This is a genomic window from Anabaena sp. UHCC 0451, assembly GCF_034931405.1.
Lineage (GTDB): Bacteria > Cyanobacteriota > Cyanobacteriia > Cyanobacteriales > Nostocaceae > RDYJ01.
Genome location: NZ_JAYGHA010000007.1, coordinates 140,109 through 157,710, shown reverse-complemented (window position 1 = coordinate 157,710; position 17,602 = coordinate 140,109). Strand labels below are relative to the sequence as shown.

Annotated in this window: 13 protein-coding genes and 1 tRNA gene; 7 read left to right on the top strand and 7 right to left on the bottom strand. The window is 39.0% G+C overall.

Going from position 1 to position 17,602, the window contains the following annotated elements; genetic code table 11:
- Positions 1 to 146: 146 nt before the first annotated feature.
- The gene (locus VB694_RS07100) at positions 147 to 1,691 is read right to left on the bottom strand and encodes an iron uptake porin (RefSeq protein ID WP_323359607.1); all 1,545 of its coding nucleotides are present in this window, start codon (positions 1,689 to 1,691) and stop codon (positions 147 to 149) included.
- Between the two features lie 322 nt (positions 1,692 to 2,013).
- Here VB694_RS07100 and VB694_RS07095 point away from each other — a divergent pair, with 322 nt between their 5' ends.
- The 4 genes from VB694_RS07095 to VB694_RS07080 all read left to right on the top strand — a co-directional run bounded on the left by VB694_RS07095 (position 2,014) and on the right by VB694_RS07080 (position 5,032).
- The gene (locus VB694_RS07095; RefSeq protein ID WP_323359606.1) at positions 2,014 to 3,021 is read left to right on the top strand and encodes a metal ABC transporter solute-binding protein, Zn/Mn family; all 1,008 of its coding nucleotides are present in this window, start codon (positions 2,014 to 2,016) and stop codon (positions 3,019 to 3,021) included.
- 113 nt (positions 3,022 to 3,134) lie between these two features.
- Positions 3,135 to 3,917: a metal ABC transporter ATP-binding protein gene (locus tag VB694_RS07090; RefSeq protein ID WP_323359643.1), complete on the top strand. Its 783-nt coding sequence runs from the start codon at positions 3,135 to 3,137 to the stop codon at positions 3,915 to 3,917.
- Between the two features lie 90 nt (positions 3,918 to 4,007).
- On the top strand, positions 4,008 to 4,877 hold the full coding sequence (locus VB694_RS07085; protein ID WP_323359605.1) for a metal ABC transporter permease: 870 nt from the start codon (positions 4,008 to 4,010) through the stop codon (positions 4,875 to 4,877).
- Between the two features lie 82 nt (positions 4,878 to 4,959).
- A tRNA-Phe gene (locus VB694_RS07080) sits at positions 4,960 to 5,032 on the top strand.
- 146 nt (positions 5,033 to 5,178) lie between these two features.
- Here VB694_RS07080 and VB694_RS07075 read toward each other — a convergent pair.
- The 3 genes from VB694_RS07075 to VB694_RS07065 form a co-directional block, all read right to left on the bottom strand.
- Positions 5,179 to 5,307, bottom strand: a complete 129-nt coding sequence (locus tag VB694_RS07075) for a hypothetical protein (RefSeq protein ID WP_323359604.1) — start codon at positions 5,305 to 5,307, stop codon at positions 5,179 to 5,181.
- Between the two features lie 94 nt (positions 5,308 to 5,401).
- A complete protein-coding gene (pcrA, locus tag VB694_RS07070) occupies positions 5,402 to 7,732 on the bottom strand; it encodes a DNA helicase PcrA (RefSeq protein WP_323359603.1) in 2,331 nt (776 codons plus the stop codon).
- A gap of 104 nt (positions 7,733 to 7,836) precedes the next feature.
- Complete coding sequence (locus VB694_RS07065) at positions 7,837 to 9,561, bottom strand: sensor histidine kinase (protein WP_323359602.1); 1,725 nt, start codon at positions 9,559 to 9,561, stop codon at positions 7,837 to 7,839.
- A gap of 756 nt (positions 9,562 to 10,317) precedes the next feature.
- Here VB694_RS07065 and VB694_RS07060 point away from each other — a divergent pair.
- A complete protein-coding gene (locus VB694_RS07060; RefSeq protein ID WP_323359601.1) occupies positions 10,318 to 10,746 on the top strand; it encodes a CAAD domain-containing protein in 429 nt (142 codons plus the stop codon).
- Positions 10,747 to 10,928: 182 nt separating this feature from the next.
- Here the strand turns inward: VB694_RS07060 and VB694_RS07055 are convergent, their stop codons facing one another.
- Both VB694_RS07055 and petH read right to left on the bottom strand, forming a co-directional pair.
- Positions 10,929 to 12,218 carry a homoserine dehydrogenase gene (locus tag VB694_RS07055; protein ID WP_323359600.1) on the bottom strand — a complete coding sequence of 430 codons (1,290 nt, stop codon included), beginning with the start codon at positions 12,216 to 12,218 and terminating at the stop codon, positions 10,929 to 10,931.
- Between the two features lie 148 nt (positions 12,219 to 12,366).
- Positions 12,367 to 13,686: a ferredoxin--NADP reductase gene (petH, locus tag VB694_RS07050; protein ID WP_323359599.1), complete on the bottom strand. Its 1,320-nt coding sequence runs from the start codon at positions 13,684 to 13,686 to the stop codon at positions 12,367 to 12,369.
- A 657-nt stretch (positions 13,687 to 14,343) separates the two neighbouring features.
- Between petH and VB694_RS07045 the strand changes: the two genes are divergently transcribed.
- Together VB694_RS07045 and metK are read left to right on the top strand one after the other, a co-directional pair.
- Positions 14,344 to 15,348 carry a phosphoribulokinase gene (locus VB694_RS07045; protein ID WP_323359598.1) on the top strand — a complete coding sequence of 335 codons (1,005 nt, stop codon included), beginning with the start codon at positions 14,344 to 14,346 and terminating at the stop codon, positions 15,346 to 15,348.
- Between the two features lie 166 nt (positions 15,349 to 15,514).
- Positions 15,515 to 16,789 (top strand): methionine adenosyltransferase, encoded by a 1,275-nt coding sequence (gene metK / locus VB694_RS07040; protein WP_323359597.1) that lies wholly within the window; start codon positions 15,515 to 15,517, stop codon positions 16,787 to 16,789.
- Between the two features lie 113 nt (positions 16,790 to 16,902).
- Here metK and VB694_RS07035 read toward each other — a convergent pair whose 3' ends face one another.
- Positions 16,903 to 17,358, bottom strand: coding sequence for a pentapeptide repeat-containing protein (locus VB694_RS07035; protein ID WP_323359596.1), 456 nt, complete (start codon positions 17,356 to 17,358; stop codon positions 16,903 to 16,905).
- Positions 17,359 to 17,602: the final 244 nt, after the last annotated feature.

Here is a 17,602-nt window from a genome sequence, read left to right as displayed (position 1 = left end):
CTTTTGCCTTTTGCCTTTTGCCTTTTGCCTTTTGCCTTTTGCCTTTTGCCTTTTGCCTTTTGCCTTTTGCCTTTTGCCTTTTGCCTTTTGCCTTTTGCCTTTTGCCTTTTGCCTTTTGCCTGTTCCCTGTTCCCTGTTCCCTACTCTTAAAAACTGAAGGTGGTTCTCAAAGCACCAATTACTACATCACTATTGTTATTATCGTGATTAGGCGCTGTTAACCAAATAACACCAGGAGTAATGGTGATATTGTCGTTGAGTTTATATTGATAAAATGCCTCAATGTGATATGAGGTGTCTTGATCTTTATCCAATCCAATTACGCTAGAACTGGTAACTTTCGGTTCCATGCCGACGATGATACCAGCCAAGTTACCTTTTTTACCCAAGTCTGGGAAACCAAGGGTAACGGCATAGTTCCAAATGTCAACATCTCCCCTAATACCTGTCAACGTACTGCTGTTGGTATATCCAGCCCAACCACCTAAGACAAATTTATCACTAATGCCAACGGATGCTTGGACACCGTAGGAATTACTGGAAAATGCCTCAGTGGTGATATCAGAAGTTGCCGCGCTACTACCTGTAAGTAATGGCTGGTTGTAAGAATTGATGTAAGTAAAACCAAGAGTAATGCGATCGCTTGGTTTAACTGTCAACTGTGCCAAAGCACCATAGGGACCATCAAACAAACCACTTCCCGCACTGGGAACATTAGCATTACTGCTCAAATAAGCTAAACTTATTCCTGCTTTATTGCTAAACTGATGAGTTACTCCCAGTCCTTTACTACCTAGTTGTCCATAAATTGGGTTGCGTGTCCCAAAAGTGGATAAAGCACCAAAAGCGCCATCACCATCGAAGATATTAACTGTACTGGTAACGTCGTCGGCTGCACCACCTTCAGCAATAGCAATTACCTGTGTCTTTTCACCTATGGGGAATTTGTACCAAAGTGTACCTAAGTAAGCGTTGGTATCACCATTAGGACCAGCAAAGAACAAATTACCTTCTTGGGGACTGCCTATAGGGCTGTTGATATTATTACTCTCAATTCTGGTAAACAGTGTATCTTTACCTGTAAAGCTGCTAACAAATTCAATTCTTGCCCGTGCGCCCAGTGTAGTATTTTTATTGGTATCGTTGTTACCTGCCACAACATCGCTAACAACAGCAACTACTTGCCCTTGCAGCTTGGTGGTAGTCGAAAATTGATTTGCTTCTAACTCAGAGGTCCTTGCTTCCAGTGCATCCACACGTCCCCGCAAGGTTGCTAGTTCCGCAGAAAATTCCTCTTGCAGTTTTTGGATAGTGGCTAAATCCTGTTTTGTCGCCATATCACCAGTAGCGGTGGCAATTAGTTCATTTACCCGATCCAAACAGGCATTTAACCCGGCGGCAAATTCATACCTTGTCATGGCACGATTACCACGATAAGTACCATTAGGATAACCTGCAATACAACCGTAGCGTTCTACCAAAGATTGTAAAGCTTGAAATGCCCAATCTCCAGGCTGCACGTCTGATAACTGAGATACTGAGGTAACTTGTGATATCAATTCTTGTTGAGAATTATGAGAATTATTTATTTCCCCTTTACCTGCTGGTTCTCCTGCCAAAACAGATGTATTGGCACATAGTAGGAGACTGCAAATTGCTGGACTAGCAAGATTATTCAACTTTTTAGACATTTTTCCACACACCCATTCATATTTCACAACTGTACCGAAAAGCCTATTGGCCAGGTTTTTTTGACAAGGCTGATTAAAGTATTTTTTCAAACCATGTAGCCAAAACACTCTCAGCACTTAAAAAATGTAATCGTAAAGTAAGCTCTCTAAAAAAAATGTGTTCTACATTACTTTAATCAAAGCAGATTGCAAATAGTGCATAATTTTGTTGCCTTGGTTTTTTGATAATGATAATAGTTATTATATTAATGTATAATGAGTATAATTTCTAATCTAAAACTTGGCATTAATCCAGGAATCATTCTAGAAGAGGGAAAAGAAAATGAGAGTTTTTTGGTTAAAAGACGATATAAATAGCCATAAAAAGCAACTTATGCTGATATTTACCTTGTTTTTTTGCATAATTGCTTCGGGTTGTAACCAAACACAGCAGAATACAGATAAAAATGCTGTACAGTCATCACAGTTACCAGTAGAAAAGTCAGAAAAAACCAAAGTGGTAACTACATTCTTACCCGTGTATTTGTTTACAAAAGCTGTAGCTGGTGATGCAGCAGATGTAGAGATTTTAATACCTCCAGGTACGGATGTGCATGAATATCAGGCTACACCAGATAACGTGAGGGCGATCGCAACTACCAAAATTCTCGTAAAAAATGGCTTAGGTTTGGAGGAATTTCTTGAAGATACTGTAAAAAATGCTCAAAATCCTAAATTAGTAGAAATTGATGCCAGTAAAGGTATTAAAGTTATAAATGATATTTCTCCCGTAGAGGAAATAAAAGAGAAAGACCATGACCACGACCACAAACATGAACACGCAGAAGGAAATCCTCATGTTTGGTTAGATCCAGTTTTTGCTAAACAGCAAGTTATCAATATTCGGGATGGTTTAATAACTGCTGATCCTGGAAATAAAGAGGTTTATCAGACTAATGCTGAGGCTTATATTCAGGAATTAGACAACTTAAATAATGAATTTCAGCAGACTTTAAGTAAAACTCCTAACTGTACATTTATAACTTTTCATGATGCTTTTCCTTACATAGCTAAACGTTATAATCTCAAACAAGTTGCAGTTGTAGAAATTCCCGAAGACCAGCTTTCACCAGCGGATGTTCAGAAAGCTATAAATGCGGTGAAAAAGTACAAAGTTAAAGCCTTATTTAGTGAACCAGGAGTAGATAATAAATTACTAACAAGCCTTTCTCAAGATTTAAAATTAACTCTGTACCCTCTAAATTCTTTAGAAAATGGGGAAACCACCCCGCAGTATTATTTTCAAGCAATGAGAACTAACTTACAAAATTTAGCCGCAGGATGTCAATAATTGATAATTTGTAATTTTAAATGCTAATTTTTTAAAGTCAATTCCCCTGATTTCTCCTTAGTATCAATCCAAAATCTAAAATCTAAAATCGAATGACTGACGATCAACAAACAATGAAATTACCGATATTAAAAGTCGAAGGGTTAACCGTCTATCAAGGTAACTATCTAGCTGTAAGGGATGTTTCCTTTGAATTATTTTCAGGAACGGACACAGCTATAGTCGGACCAAATGGCGCAGGTAAAAGTACCTTAGTTAAAGCTATTTTAGATTTGATTCCCCGTCGTGCTGGGACAATTGAAATTTTTGGTCGTCCCATTTCCAGATTAGGAAATTTACGTCAGCGATTGGGTTATATGCCACAAAACTTTATTTTTGATCGTAGTTTTCCCATTTCTGTGAGCGAGTTGGTAGGATTAGGAATAGGTGATCAGCAACAGTTAAGGAATAGGAATAAACATTTATTTTTTGCTAAGTTTTGGCAAAATAAACCAGAAAAATCAGCCGCAGTCAAAGCAGCTTTACAACGTACAGATGCTTATCACCTCAGAAATCAAGCTATTGGTACTCTTAGCGGTGGTCAACTAAAACGAGTTTTGTTAGCTTATTGTTTAGTAACACCGCGAAAATTGTTGGTATTAGATGAAGCTTTTGCTGGAGTTGATATGCAAGGTGCGGCTGATTTTTATGCTTTGCTAAATGAGTTAAAACGAGAAGAGGGTTGGACGGTGTTACAGGTTTCCCATGATATTGATATGGTAAACCGTCATTGCGATCGCGTTCTTTGTCTTAATCAAACCGTTGTCTGTACTGGCCATCCAGAAATCGCCCTTTCACCGCAAAATCTTTTATTAACTTATGGTCCTAGTTTTAGTCGTTATCAACATCATCATTAAACAATTCGTAATTCGTAATTAGGAACAGGGAAATGGGAAAATATAAAAACTCTGTTATGGGGTAAATGAAAATACTGTAAAATCAAAGATATGGATTTATTGATTTATGTTCAAAGCAGCTTGTTAGGTATTACTGTTATTGATGATTTGGTGAATTTGTTACAATTTCCATTCATGCAGCGAGCCATTATTGGTGCTGTATTAATGGGAATACTAGGCGGTTTATTGGGCAGCTTTGTGACTCTACGCCAGTTATCTTTTTTTAGTCATGCTGTTGGTCATGCTGCATTAGTAGGGGTAGCATTAGGAGTTTTACTAAATACAAATCCTCATTGGATGTTGTTGCCTTTTACTTTAATTTTTGGTGTAATTGTCCTCTATTTGATTGACAAAACTGATTTAGCTAGTGATAGCGTTTTAAGTATAGTCCTATCCGGGGCGTTAGCTATCGGTGTGATCCTCAGCAGCATGATTAAGGGATATCGCGGTAATTTGATGGCAGTGCTGTTTGGCGATATTCTGGCCATTGATAATACTGATTTAATATTGACGCTAATGGTACTGGTGGGTAGCAGTATTTTTTTATTATCAACTCTGCGATCGCAAATTTTGTTAACTCTTAACCCCGATGTTGCTCAAGTTCAGGGCGTTCCAGTGCAATTATATCGCTATGGGTTTGTGATTCTACTATCTTTAGCTGTCGCAGTGGCGATTAAAGCCGTTGGGGTTTTATTGGTAAACGCATTTTTGGTCATTCCCGCTGCTACCGCTAAACTGATGAGTCACCATTTTAGCCGCTTTCTCATCCTGTCGGTGATTGTTGGTTCTAGTAGTAGCATCGCTGGGATGATGGTTTCTGGAGTGTTTAACCTGGCTTCTGGTCCTAGTATTGTTCTGGTGCAGTTCCTGGTGTTCGTCGTCGTTTTTGCCTGGGTGAAGTTGGGGTTAAACGCAGCTTAAAAATTTTTTATAGAAAACCCTTGACAAATCCTTTTTCTTTTGCTAAATTTAGTAATCGTGGCGAACATAAAAAAAAGCCCGCGCCGGGATAGCTCAGTTGGTAGAGCAGAGGACTGAAAATCCTCGTGTCACGAGTTCAAGTCTCGTTCCTGGCATACGTTAAAAGTCTTACTGTATGCAGTTTTCAAGGTACATCTGGTAGAAAGTTAAAACTCTCTTGATTTAGTTTCTACCAATTGTCTATACTTCCGTATGTAATTTGTTGCGGTAAGCACATTTGTACTGTATGTATGTGAAATATCTACCAATTTTCTACCAAAGCATCATTTAATACTTTATCATACCACTCCAAAAACTGCTCTAAACTGATAGACTGTTTTTCTTTAAATTCAGTTTGTTTATCAAGAAAGATGACTGTGACTAAAGTCACACGAGCCAGTTATATCTCAGGGCTAAAGCCGCTGAGTTTTACGCTTACCGGCTGTTCCTATAATCATGACTTTCGCAAAGCGGGACTAGATTCTTCAATTCATCTTTTGCAACTGTGCTACTCTGGGGTCAATAATTTTTTGACCCAAACTAGCAAATTTAATCGCTACAGAAATCTTATTACCTTCTCCAAATACGTGAGTAATTTCACCAATACCAAAAGTTTTGTGTAATACCTTTTCGCCTACTTGCCAATTTTGTGATGTGCTTGTAATATCAGCTTTTGCAGATGTTCCTTTGGTGAAAGTACGAGTAACTTTATGTTTGGTAGTTAATAGTTCCTCTGGTAATTCGTCGAGAAATTGCGATCGCATTGCAGGTTCTCTAGAACCATACAAACGTCTTTCTCTAGCATGGGATAAGTATAATCTCTCCTGAGCGCGAGTTATTCCCACATAACATAATCTTCTCTCTTCTTCTAAGGATGCCGGATCTTGCAAGGAACGATAACCGGGAAATAACCCCTGTTCTAACCCGACTAAAAAGACTACAGTAAATTCCAAGCCTTTGGAAGCGTGCAGTGTCATTAAAGAAACTGCTGTTTGTCCTTCTTTAAGGTTATCTAAATCAGAACTTAAGGCCGCACTTTGCAAAAATGCTTGTAAGGAAATATCTTCCCCTTCATTCTCTTCTTGAAATTGTAAAATTGCGTTATTAAGTTCATTGACGTTGCTAATTCTATTATCTGCTTCATCTGTACCTTGATTTTGCAAGTCTTGAATATAGCTAGAATCTTCTAAAATTCCTTGCAAAATATCAGAACCGGGAATTTTTGTAATCTGTTCTTGCCATTTTTCAATAATTTTCACAAAACTATTTACAGACTTTGCTGCACGTCCTGCTAAACTATTTACTGAAGTTTCATCACTTAATATTTCCCATAAAGTTATGCCTAACTGTTGAGAAGCATTCATCAAAGCATCCACCGTTGATTTACCAATTCCGCGACGGGGAGTGTTAATAACTCTTAATAAACTCACAGTATCAGCAGGATTATTAATTGCTCTTAAATAAGCGACAACATCTTTAATTTCTTTGCGGTCATAAAATTTCATACCTCCCACAACTATATAAGGAATTTGATATTTTACTAGCAATTCTTCAAAGGGTCGAGATTGAGCATTAGTACGATAAAGAATAGCAAAGTTACCCCAGTTTATATCTGGGTTTTGATTTTCTAAAGTACGAATTTGATTAATCACAAAATCCGCTTCTGCTATTTCATCATCAGCTTGATAACAATAAATCTCTTCTCCGGGATCTCGTGTAGCTTTGAGAATTTTATCAATGCGTTGGGTGTTATTTTCAATTAGTTCATTGGCAGCTTGCAGAATGTTTTCACAGGAACGATAGTTGTCTTCTAATTTTACCATTGTTCTGGTATCATCATCTTCTAAACCATCACCAAAATTTTCTTGAAATTCTAGCAAGATGGTAAAATCAGCCATTCTAAAACTATAAATTGATTGGTCAGCATCACCGACAACAAACACAGAGCGATTTTCCCAATTCCATTCACTTTTGCGGTTTTCATCGTTGGTAACTAAAAGCTGAATCAGATCATATTGAGTGCGGTTTGTGTCTTGATATTCATCTACTAGAATATGACAAAATTTACGATGCCAATAGGCTAATACTTGTTCATTTTGCTGAAATAATCGCGTAGGAACTAAAATTAAATCATCAAAATCTAAAGCATTATTTTGTGCTAGTCTATCTTGATAACGATTGTAAACGTCAGCAATTACCCGACCACGATAATTAGGTTGTTCCCGTTCAAATTCTTGAGGTGATAAACCTTGGTTTTTAGCATTACTGATGGCGTAACGAACTGATTTAGGTTCAAATTTTTTACTATCTAAATTAAGTTCTTTGGTAACTATTTCTTTGATTAAACTTTGAACATCAGATTCATCAAAAATAGAAAAGTTTTTATGCCAACGTCGTCCTTTTTCATCTTGATATTTTTCAATATCAAAGCGAAGAATGCGAGAAAATAGACTATGAAAAGTACCACACCACATATTTTTGATGTAAGTGCGGTAAACCTTTGATTTTAACTGAGTTTGTTCGTGTGCTGGTAATAAATCCAACTTTTGACCGTGTTGATTAATTGCTAATTGTTCAGCAAATAACCTTTGAATCCTGTCTTTCATTTCCCTTGCAGCTTTGTTGGTGAAAGTTACTGCTAAGATATTTTCAGGATTAACACGGTGTTGAAGAATCAAGTTAGCAATACGATAAGTCAGCGCCCTGGTTTTACCAGAACCAGCACCAGCTACCACTAATAATGGTCCGCAGTAGTGTTCGACGGCTTGACGTTGATTGGGGTTGAGGTGGCGAAGAAAGTCAATTTTTGTGGTCATGGATGTATTAAAAAGCCATTCTGATATATTTTAAATTGTAGCGATCTTATAGTTCTAAGTAGGTGAACAGAAAAATTTCAGGGTATGTGATTGCTAGGTAAAGATTATTCCTGAACTGTCAAAGGTAAATTTACCCTAAAAGTAGAACCAACACCAAGCTGGCTATTAACAATAATCTCACCTCCCATCATCTGGCAAAAATGACGGCTAATAGCTAATCCCAAACCAGTCCCACCATATTTTTTTGTAGTTGAAGTATCCCCTTGTATAAAGGGTTGAAACAATTGCTGCTGTTGACTGGGTGACATTCCAATTCCTGTATCAGTGACAGTCAAGCTAATCATACCCCAAGGTGCTTCTTTCCTGATGGTTGTTTTTTCATGCTTAACGGTCAATATGACTTTGCCATTAGTGGTAAACTTGGCAGCATTGCTAAGTAAATTTAATAATACCTGCCGCATTCTAGTTTGGTCAGCATACATTGTTCCCAGATCCGGATCACTGTCTACTATTAAAATATTGGCATTTTTTTCCATAGCTGGTTTAACCGTAAGAACAACATTATTAATTAAAGTGATGATTTCAAATGTTTCCGGGTAGAGTGTCATTTTCCCCGCTTCAATTTTTGACAGATCGAGGATATCATTAATTAGTTCTAGTAAATGTCTGCCAGCAGAATTGATAGTTTCTAAATCAGTAATAAAATCTGGGGATACACTTAGATCATTAGCATCATCTTTTAATAGTTGACTTAACCCAATTACTGCATTTAATGGTGTGCGTAATTCGTGGCTAACATTGGCTAAAAATTGGCTTTTTGCTTTACTGGCAGCTTCAGCTAATTCTTTCGCTTGTTCTAGTTGTTTGGTGCGCTCAGATACCCTTTCAATCAAGCGATTTAAAGATTTAGCCAGCAAACCAATTTCATCATCAGTGGTGATGGGAGCGCGTAAATCAAAATTAGATTTTTTTGCTACTTGTTCAGCGATTTGAGTTACAATAATTACAGGTTCAGCGATCGCTCGACTGGTTCGCCAAGCCATCACAGAAGCAATAACTGCCGATACCAGCATACTGACGATAACAATTGCTCTTTCCACAAATCTCGCTTGTTCTACATCCCGTCTTCTCTCCTGTTCTTGTAATTGCGCGGTTCGTAAAATTCTCGCTAATTTCTCTGATAAATTATCTAGTTCGTCGATGGTGTTACTGTCCATAATTACTAGTAACTGCGATCGCACTAAATCCACTTGTTCTGCATCTGTGCTTTTACCATCAAGTTGCTGCAAAATATTTTCTATTTGCTCAATATAGATTTTTAAATATGTAGAATAATCGAATAATAAAGTCTGTAAAGTTGTGCTTGTTGCTGCTAATGTCTGCGGTTTACTATTTACATATTCACCAATTTTTGCTTCTAATTTTTGAGCTTCAGCAAAAGAATTGCGTAATTCCGTTCTCTTTCTATCTAGTTTTTTTGCATTATCCAACACACCAACTAAGTTAGAAGCTCGGAATTGCGTCCCAATTACAGCATCTTTATAATTACTAAGTAATTCTCCTTGCTGGTTTGCTTGATTGAATTGTCGGACTTCTCTTCCTCGGTAGTAATTGGCCAGTACCAAGCCAGTTAGAGAGCCAAAAAAGCCAATTCCAATAGCTACAAAGTAGCCATAGCCAATTTTTTGATGGATACGCCATGAACTAGCTTTAAGTTTCCCACGGGAGGGAAATTCTATGGTTGGGAGTTCATCTATTTTTGGCTCTTGAGTTGACACTTTCTTGATTTCCAAACTTTTGTCAACAAAGGTGGGCTTTTGATTTGGCATTCCGGCAATTTATTTACCCTTCCACACACATCACCAACTAAGTTTAGCCTTTATAGCCACTCATCATCTGAGTAGATTGGATTTTATTTGCTTTGATAACAGGAGCAAATCATTATTTGCCCGATAATAGCATGGACTTATATTTGTTGATTCAGTAATGCCTTGTATTTGAGTGTAAGTAGGCAAAATTGGGGTATTTAAACAGCAAGCAAATTGATTATTTGATGCTATTTTCTATCAAAACATTGCATTTTATCATAAAGTGATATTAATGTCTAGCTTATGTGAACAGATAAAAAAATTGTTACATCTTAAGATCAATATGAATCAGTTCATTGACGAATGCGGCTGAAGATAGCTTTAATATCAGATAAAATCAGCGTTTAGGCTTTTAGGCATCAGAGGTGGGCTGAATTTTTGCATAATTTGTGCTTCGATGAGTACGATAGTGAGCAACTGAGACCAGATGGAATCATCAAAAACTGAAGATTCCAGTTGATTCACACTCACAAAACAAAACTCAGGTAGCCGATTTTAATACATCTTGTCACCTTTTGACTTCTATCATCCTACTGAATTTCTATCCTGTAGTTGATGTAGTAGAAGCAAAACGGTAATTATGTTGATGGGAAACCCAAAGCCCTTTTAAACCTGACTCAATTGTGCTGATGCAGTAGCCTATTGCCTACTTAACAGCCTTATGGTTAGGATTTTACGAATTAAGAAAACTCGACTGTCAAAATTATGGATGTGAAAATGCAAGAACCAGAATACACAGAAACCAAATCACAAGAGACAACCATCCCAGATATCAACACCCAAGCAGGAAGCATTACTAAACTCCAGCCTCCTGTACAGTCTCAAGAGCAATGGCTCAAGTATGGGCAGCAAATTTCTGGTTTTTTAGGTACATTGCCTGATTATTTAGGCAGTTTTTTTAATCAGTACAAGCAGCCTTTAGTTAGTGTTGGGTTAGTAGTTACGGCAATTGTCACTGTCAAAATACTACTGGCTGTACTAGATTCTCTCAATGATATTCCTTTGGTAGCACCTACCTTTGAGTTGATTGGTATTGGTTATTCTGCCTGGTTTGTTTATCGCTATCTACTCAAAGCTTCAACTCGGCAAGAGTTAACTAGTGAAATTACAACCCTCAAATCACAAGTTGTAGGTAAAGACTCTTAAGGAGGCAGGAGTCAGGAGTCAGGAGTCGTAAGGGCGAAGTATTCGGTGTAAGGGCGTAGGGGCGAAGCATTCGGAAGATAAACTAGGGAAAAAACCGATAATTGATCGACCGAATGCTTCGCCCATACAGGAGTCAGAAGAAAGATAATATTTCTCCCCTGCACCCCTGCACCCCTGCTTCCTCAAAGCACCCGCAAGATGCTAGGAATGCTATCAATTGCGTCCAGGCTTTGAATTTCGGCTAAAGCTTGTCTAAAGTTACCTTCCCTGACATCGTGGGTGACAACGACAATTTCTGCTAGTTCGGACTGAAAACCAGTTTGTACTACAGATTCTAAGCTCACGCCATATTTGCCAAAAATAGTACCCAATTTACCAATCACACCTGGTTGATCTTTGGTCAGGAAGCGGGCATAAAATCGGGTAATGAGTTGGTCAATGGGGGCAATTTGACAGTAATGTTGATGGCTACAAGCTAAAATGGGATTTGCGTTGGTGGTGTTAGTTTTCAGAGTTGCGACCAGATTTAAGATATCTGAGCAGACTGCACTAGCAGTAGCACCTGCACCCGCACCAGGTCCAAAAAACATCACCTGGCCAACGGGTTCTCCTTCGACGAGAATGGCATTATAAACACCATTAATACTAGCTAAAGGATGAGTTTGAGGTACTAATGTAGGATGTACTCTCACCGATAGCTCAGAGGTGTCATCGGTTTGACTTTTAGCTATAGCCAGTAATTTAATCACAAATCCCAGTTTGGCAGCATAAGTAATATCTGTCTTGCTGACTTGGCGAATGCCTTCACAATATACATCTGCTAAGTTAATTCGGCCACCAAAACCCAAAGATGCCAAAATAGCGATTTTATCGGCTGCGTCTAAGCCATCAACATCAGCAGTTGGGTCAGATTCAGCATAACCTAAGCTTTGTGCATCAGCTAAAACATCATTGAAGTCGCTACCTTCTGTTTGCATCCTGGTGAGGATGTAGTTAGTTGTACCATTGACAATGCCAGTAATAGCATGAATGCGGTTGACACTTAAAGATTGTTTCAGGGGTTGAATGACGGGGATACCACCGCCTACGGATGCTTCTAGCATCACATATACCCCGGCTTGATTGGCGGCTGTAAATATTTCTGCCCCAAATCGCGAGATAGCGGCTTTATTGGCAGTAACTACGTGCTTACCATTTTTAATAGCGGTGAGGATGAGCGATCGCGCTGGTTCTAATCCCCCCATGACTTCAACAATTATATCTATCTCTGGATCATTGACAATTGCTTCTAAATCTGTAGTTACTATGCCAATTGGTAATTCTACATCACGAGGTTTGTCAAGCGATCGCACCCCCACCCGATATATTTCGATTTCCTGTAATAGTGGGTGACGACGTTTCTGGTCTTGCAATAACTGCACAGTCCCCGTTCCCACAGTTCCTAATCCTAATATTCCTAGTTTAACACCCACAGATTTTGCACCCGAATTTCAAAATTTAATATCTGACTACTGTCAACGGCTATATATATTCATAACAAAACAATTGTAGGTAGAGCATCAGCCCTACCTACTAATTATCCTTTGTTTAATGACCAATGACCAATGACCAATAACCAAATTAGTATGTTTCTACGTGCCAGCGGTGTGCTTTCTTGAGAGTTTTTTGATAATCACTCCAGGTTACACCTTCCTTAGCAGCAGCAGCACTCAAGGCTGCATCAATACCATCTTCCATACCGCGTAAACCGCAGATGTAAGTGTGGGTTTTTTCATTTTTAATCAATTGCCACAATTCATCAGCGTGTTCTGCCACACGGTCTTGGATGTACATTCTGCCACCTTGGGCGTTTTCTTGTTCCCGGCTAATAGCATAGGTGAGACGGAAGTTCTCAGGATATTTAGCCTGCATCTCTTCCAATTCTTCCTTGTACAAGATGTTGGGAGTTTTAGGTACACCAAACAGTAACCAAGAAAATCCTTTAAATTGGTATTCTGGGTTAGCTGCTCTTTCTGCGTCCTTAAACATCCGCCACAGATAAGCACGCATAGGAGCAATACCTGTCCCCGTCGCTAACATAATGACATTGCTGTCATTGTCTTCAGGTAGTAACATTTCCTTACCCACTGGCCCAGTGATTTTTACTTCGTCACCGGGTTGAAGTTGGGTTAGATAAGTGGAACAAACACCGTAAACTGTTTCACCACTTTCAGGGTGCTTGTATTCTAATTGACGAACACACAGTGATACTGTTTTATCATCTACATCATCACCGTGACGAGTAGAAGCAATAGAGTATAATCTGAGTTTTTCTGGCTTGCCTTTCTTGTCTAAACCAGGGGGAATAATGCCAATACTTTGACCTTCTATGTACTTCAAGTTGCCACCAGACAGGTCAAACTTGAGGTGTTGAACAATACCAATTCCGCCTTCTTTTACCAAAGTTTCATTAGAAATGCACTTACCAATAAAAGGAGAGTTAGGACGGTAAGTGTTCACAGGAACATCAGCGTGATTGGCTTTCGCTTGAGTCATGGTGTTGCCTTTTTTATCCTTAGCTGGTGGTTTAGCAAAACCTTTGGTTTCGCTACCGTTACTCACAGGTGCAGCTTTACCATTCCCCTCATCATTAGCATCCACAGATGTTACTAATTCGCTTACTTCGCTGTCAGCACTAACTACAGCAGCTATACCATTAACTGGCTGTAGAGCCGATATTGGTTGAATGCTAACAATTGTGCCACCTAGCCGAGTGATACGTCGCATTTCTTGATTCATGCGGTTGTAAGGCACTCTGATGAATACACTGCCACTTTTACGAATTGGGTAGTTCGTTTGATCAGACTCTTCGTTCTGACGCAGACCCACCACTTCGTAAACGAAGATGCGGCTACCTGATTCTATATTGGCAGCACCCTCAACAGCACCTTGATTGTACATTCGTTCTACCACTCCGATATTTACTTAACCGTTTATCAAAAAATAATTCTCATCCCATGTCAGCTTTAGTTTACCGGATTTTCGTTGCATAAAACTGACAGTCTGAGAAAACAGCATCATTAATGATGCTGTGCTAAGTATACTCGGTCAAGACTTATGGGTATGGTAAAGAACACACCTGTCCATCTTCTAAGGTAGAGGATAAGTCTTTGGCAGAATGTTAATAGTGAATCAATTTAATTTTTTCTTGGTAATTACATGATTCTAACTTCTCCAAATAGCATTAATATTTATCATTGCTTCGCTATAAAGCAAAAATTAGTACCGCTTTGCAAAAGTCAAAAGTCATGCATTCAAAAATCAAGATAATGATTGGTACACTATTCGATTCTTTTTAACAGCAAATCTTGTTACAAAATACATCTTTCTGTTAAAATCTAGTATAACACTAGGATTAAATACTTACCAGCCAAGTATTCAGGATAGTTCAACTCAGTAACAAACATGACTTTGTTACTCACTAGCCTGATATTCTGTTTTTATGCTGGGTAGCAAGAACGCAGAACCTTACTATTGGGGTAAACTGCTGGCTTCAAAAATCTGTTGTGAGAAAAATTATTGATTGACACATTCTTTTTTAGTATTTAGAGGAGATTTATGACAAGTAAGCCGGAACACGTGGTATTGATTGGAGTAGCTGGAGACTCCGGGTGTGGTAAATCTACGTTTTTGCGTCGATTGATAGATTTATTTGGTGAAGAATTAATGACAGTTATCTGCTTGGATGACTATCATTCCCTAGACCGTAAACAACGCAAAGAAACCGGGATAACTGCACTTGATCCCAGAGCTAACAATTTTGACCTCATGTATGAGCAAATTAAAGCTCTTAAAGAAGGTCAATCCATTAATAAGCCTATTTACAACCACGAAACCGGACTAATTGATCCTCCAGAACGAATTGAACCAAACCACATTATAGTAGTTGAGGGACTGCATCCTTTATATGATGAACGGGTGAGAGCCTTACTTGATTTCAGTGTTTACTTTGACATCAGTGATGAAGTCAAAATTGCCTGGAAGATTCAACGAGATATGGCTGAACGTGGCCACCGCTATGAAGATGTTTTAGCCCAAATCAATTCTCGTAAACCTGACTTTGAAAAGTTCATCGAACCCCAAAGAGAATTTGCTGATGTGGTTTTACAAGTATTACCCACAAACTTGATCAAAAACGACACAGAACGAAAAGTTTTGCGGGTACGGATGTTGCAACGGGAAGGTAAAGAAGGATTTGCTCCAGCTTACTTGTTTGATGAAGGTTCAAGTATCCAGTGGACTCCTTGTGGACGTAAACTGACTTGTTCTTATCCGGGTATGCAGTTGTACTACGGTTCAGATGTATACTATGGTCGTTACGTTTCTGTTTTAGAAGTTGATGGTCAGTTTGATAACCTGGACGAAGTAATTTACATCGAGAACCATCTGAGTAATACATCTACTAAATACGTAGGTGAGATGACTCACTTATTACTGCAACACCGCGAGTATCCAGGTTCGAATAATGGAACTGGTTTGTTCCAAGTGCTAACAGGTTTGAAGATGCGCTCAGTTTATGAGCAATTGACAGCTAATGAAGCAAAGTTAGCGGTTCAAGTATAAATTCAGCAGTGTTGATCAATATGAAAGGGGTGACATCTGTTTGGGTGTACCCCTTTTTTGCATATATTATATTTACTATTTTTTCATCAGATCAGAAGACACTCGCAAGTAAGTGTGTAAATATTGTTATGATTTCAGAAACAAATTCTTCAAGGAGGAATTTCCTTTGTCTCGACGCTATTTATTTACCTCCGAGTCTGTAACTGAAGGTCATCCAGATAAAATATGTGACCAAATTTCTGATACTATTCTGGATGCGTTGCTGACACAAGACCCCAGTAGTCGGGTTGCAGCTGAAGTTGTGGTTAATACTGGCTTAGTATTAATTACTGGAGAAATTACCACCAAAGCCCATGTAAATTTTGTCAACTTAGCTCGGAAGAAAATTGCCGAAATTGGTTACACTGATGCAGTTAACGGCTTTTCTGCCGATAGTGCTAGTGTACTGGTAGCTTTGGATGAACAATCACCGGATATTGCCCAAGGTGTAAATACTGCCCAAGAAACCCGCACTGAGGATAGTGAAGAACTATACGATAGAATTGGGGCTGGTGATCAAGGGATCATGTTTGGTTTTGCTTGTAACGAAACACCAGAATTGATGCCTTTGCCGATTAGTTTAGCTCATCGCATTGCCCGGAGACTGGCAGCAGTGAGAAAAACAGGTGATTTGCCATACTTGCGGCCTGATGGAAAAACTCAAGTTACCGTAGCTTATGAAGATGGCAAACCCGTAGGTATTGATACAATCTTGATTTCCACTCAGCATACACCTAATATTGGGGATATTACTGATGAGGCTGGGGTGCAAGCCAAGATTAAAGCAGACCTGTGGACAGCGGTAGTGATACCTGTGTTTGGCGATATTGAAATTAAGCCAACTGAAGATACACGCTTTTTCGTGAATCCTACGGGTAAATTTGTGATTGGTGGACCTCAAGGAGATTCTGGCCTCACGGGACGGAAAATCATTGTTGATACCTACGGTGGTTATTCTCGACATGGTGGTGGTGCTTTCTCTGGTAAGGACCCCACTAAGGTAGACCGTTCTGCGGCTTATGCTGCTCGCTATGCAGCGAAAAATATTGTCGCGGCTGGGTTAGCAGACAAATGTGAAGTGCAGTTAAGTTATGCCATTGGTGTAGCGCGACCTGTGAGCATTTTTGTGGATACTTTTGGCACCGGCAAAGTTGATGATGAAATCTTGCTGGCATTAGTTAAAGATAACTTTGAACTGCGACCAGCGGGAATTATCCACACTTTCAATTTACGCAATTTACCCAGTGAAAGAGGCGGACGTTTTTATCAGGATGTTGCGGCTTATGGTCACTTGGGAAGGACTGATTTAGATTTACCTTGGGAACGTACTGACAAGGTGGATGTGTTGAAGCAAGCTGCGAATAAGTCTCTCTCAGAAGCGATCGCACCGCACCTGCATTAACTTAATTTAAAGTTATAACACTTTACACGTAGATCCCCGACTTCTCCAAGAAGTCGGGGATTTATAGGAACAGCCGGTAAGCGTAAAACTCAGCGGCTTTAGCCCTGAGAGTGTCAATCCCAATCAGGAATTTTGATGTCTGGTCCACCAACACCGATACCAGTGTTATATATTTCTGCATCAGTAATGGTTAGGTCGTTCATTGATGCTTGATAGACGTTGGAATCGTTAATAACTGCACTGGTGAGGTTTGCACCGTTAAGATTAGCTTGCTTTAAATTGACGTTAGTGACAAAAGCTGATGTTAAATTTGCACCTGCCAAATTTGCTCCCGTGAGGTCAGCACCTTCGAGGTTAGCTTCTGTCAAGTTAGCTCCCCGGAGATTTGCGCCTCGTAAATCTGCACCAATTAAATGAGCGCCACTGAGGTTGGCTTCTGATAGTTCACAGCGTTGGCATTCCCCAGTTGACAAAAGTTTTTGTAAGTCTTGGTTATTTCCAGCTTGGACTGAGTTAGCTAAAAATAGGGGAGCGATTAAGGCTATAGCGGTTAATAGCTGGCGTTTCATATTTTTTCCCCTTTCCTTTATAGAGTAGCATCCGTTCTTTTCCTCACAATTTAATTATCTCACCTAATAGCTAAATAATGTTGATTTATCTCACAAATTCGATGTGATATTTCATAAATTGGCTAGTGAGGCTATAACTCTTACTGGAGTTGGGTTTGACCTAGATATAAATGCTGAAGTTGGGTAAATTGCCGATGTTAAATTTTGTGTTAAATATTTTCAAGTTGTATTTTTTTCAAGCATA

Excerpts from the sequence above, each read along its gene's own strand:
- VB694_RS07100 (WP_323359607.1), bottom strand. The coding sequence starts at position 1,691 with ATGTCTAAAAAGTTGAATAATCTTGCTAGTCCAGCAATTTGCAGTCTC.
- VB694_RS07095 (WP_323359606.1), top strand. The coding sequence starts at position 2,014 with ATGAGAGTTTTTTGGTTAAAAGACGATATAAATAGCCATAAAAAGCAA.
- VB694_RS07090 (WP_323359643.1), top strand. The coding sequence starts at position 3,135 with ATGAAATTACCGATATTAAAAGTCGAAGGGTTAACCGTCTATCAAGGT.
- VB694_RS07085 (WP_323359605.1), top strand. The coding sequence starts at position 4,008 with ATGGATTTATTGATTTATGTTCAAAGCAGCTTGTTAGGTATTACTGTT.
- pcrA (WP_323359603.1), bottom strand. The coding sequence starts at position 7,732 with ATGACCACAAAAATTGACTTTCTTCGCCACCTCAACCCCAATCAACGT.
- VB694_RS07065 (WP_323359602.1), bottom strand. The coding sequence starts at position 9,561 with ATGCCAAATCAAAAGCCCACCTTTGTTGACAAAAGTTTGGAAATCAAG.
- VB694_RS07060 (WP_323359601.1), top strand. The coding sequence starts at position 10,318 with ATGCAAGAACCAGAATACACAGAAACCAAATCACAAGAGACAACCATC.
- petH (WP_323359599.1), bottom strand. The coding sequence starts at position 13,686 with ATGTACAATCAAGGTGCTGTTGAGGGTGCTGCCAATATAGAATCAGGT.
- VB694_RS07045 (WP_323359598.1), top strand. The coding sequence starts at position 14,344 with ATGACAAGTAAGCCGGAACACGTGGTATTGATTGGAGTAGCTGGAGAC.
- VB694_RS07035 (WP_323359596.1), bottom strand. The coding sequence starts at position 17,358 with ATGAAACGCCAGCTATTAACCGCTATAGCCTTAATCGCTCCCCTATTT.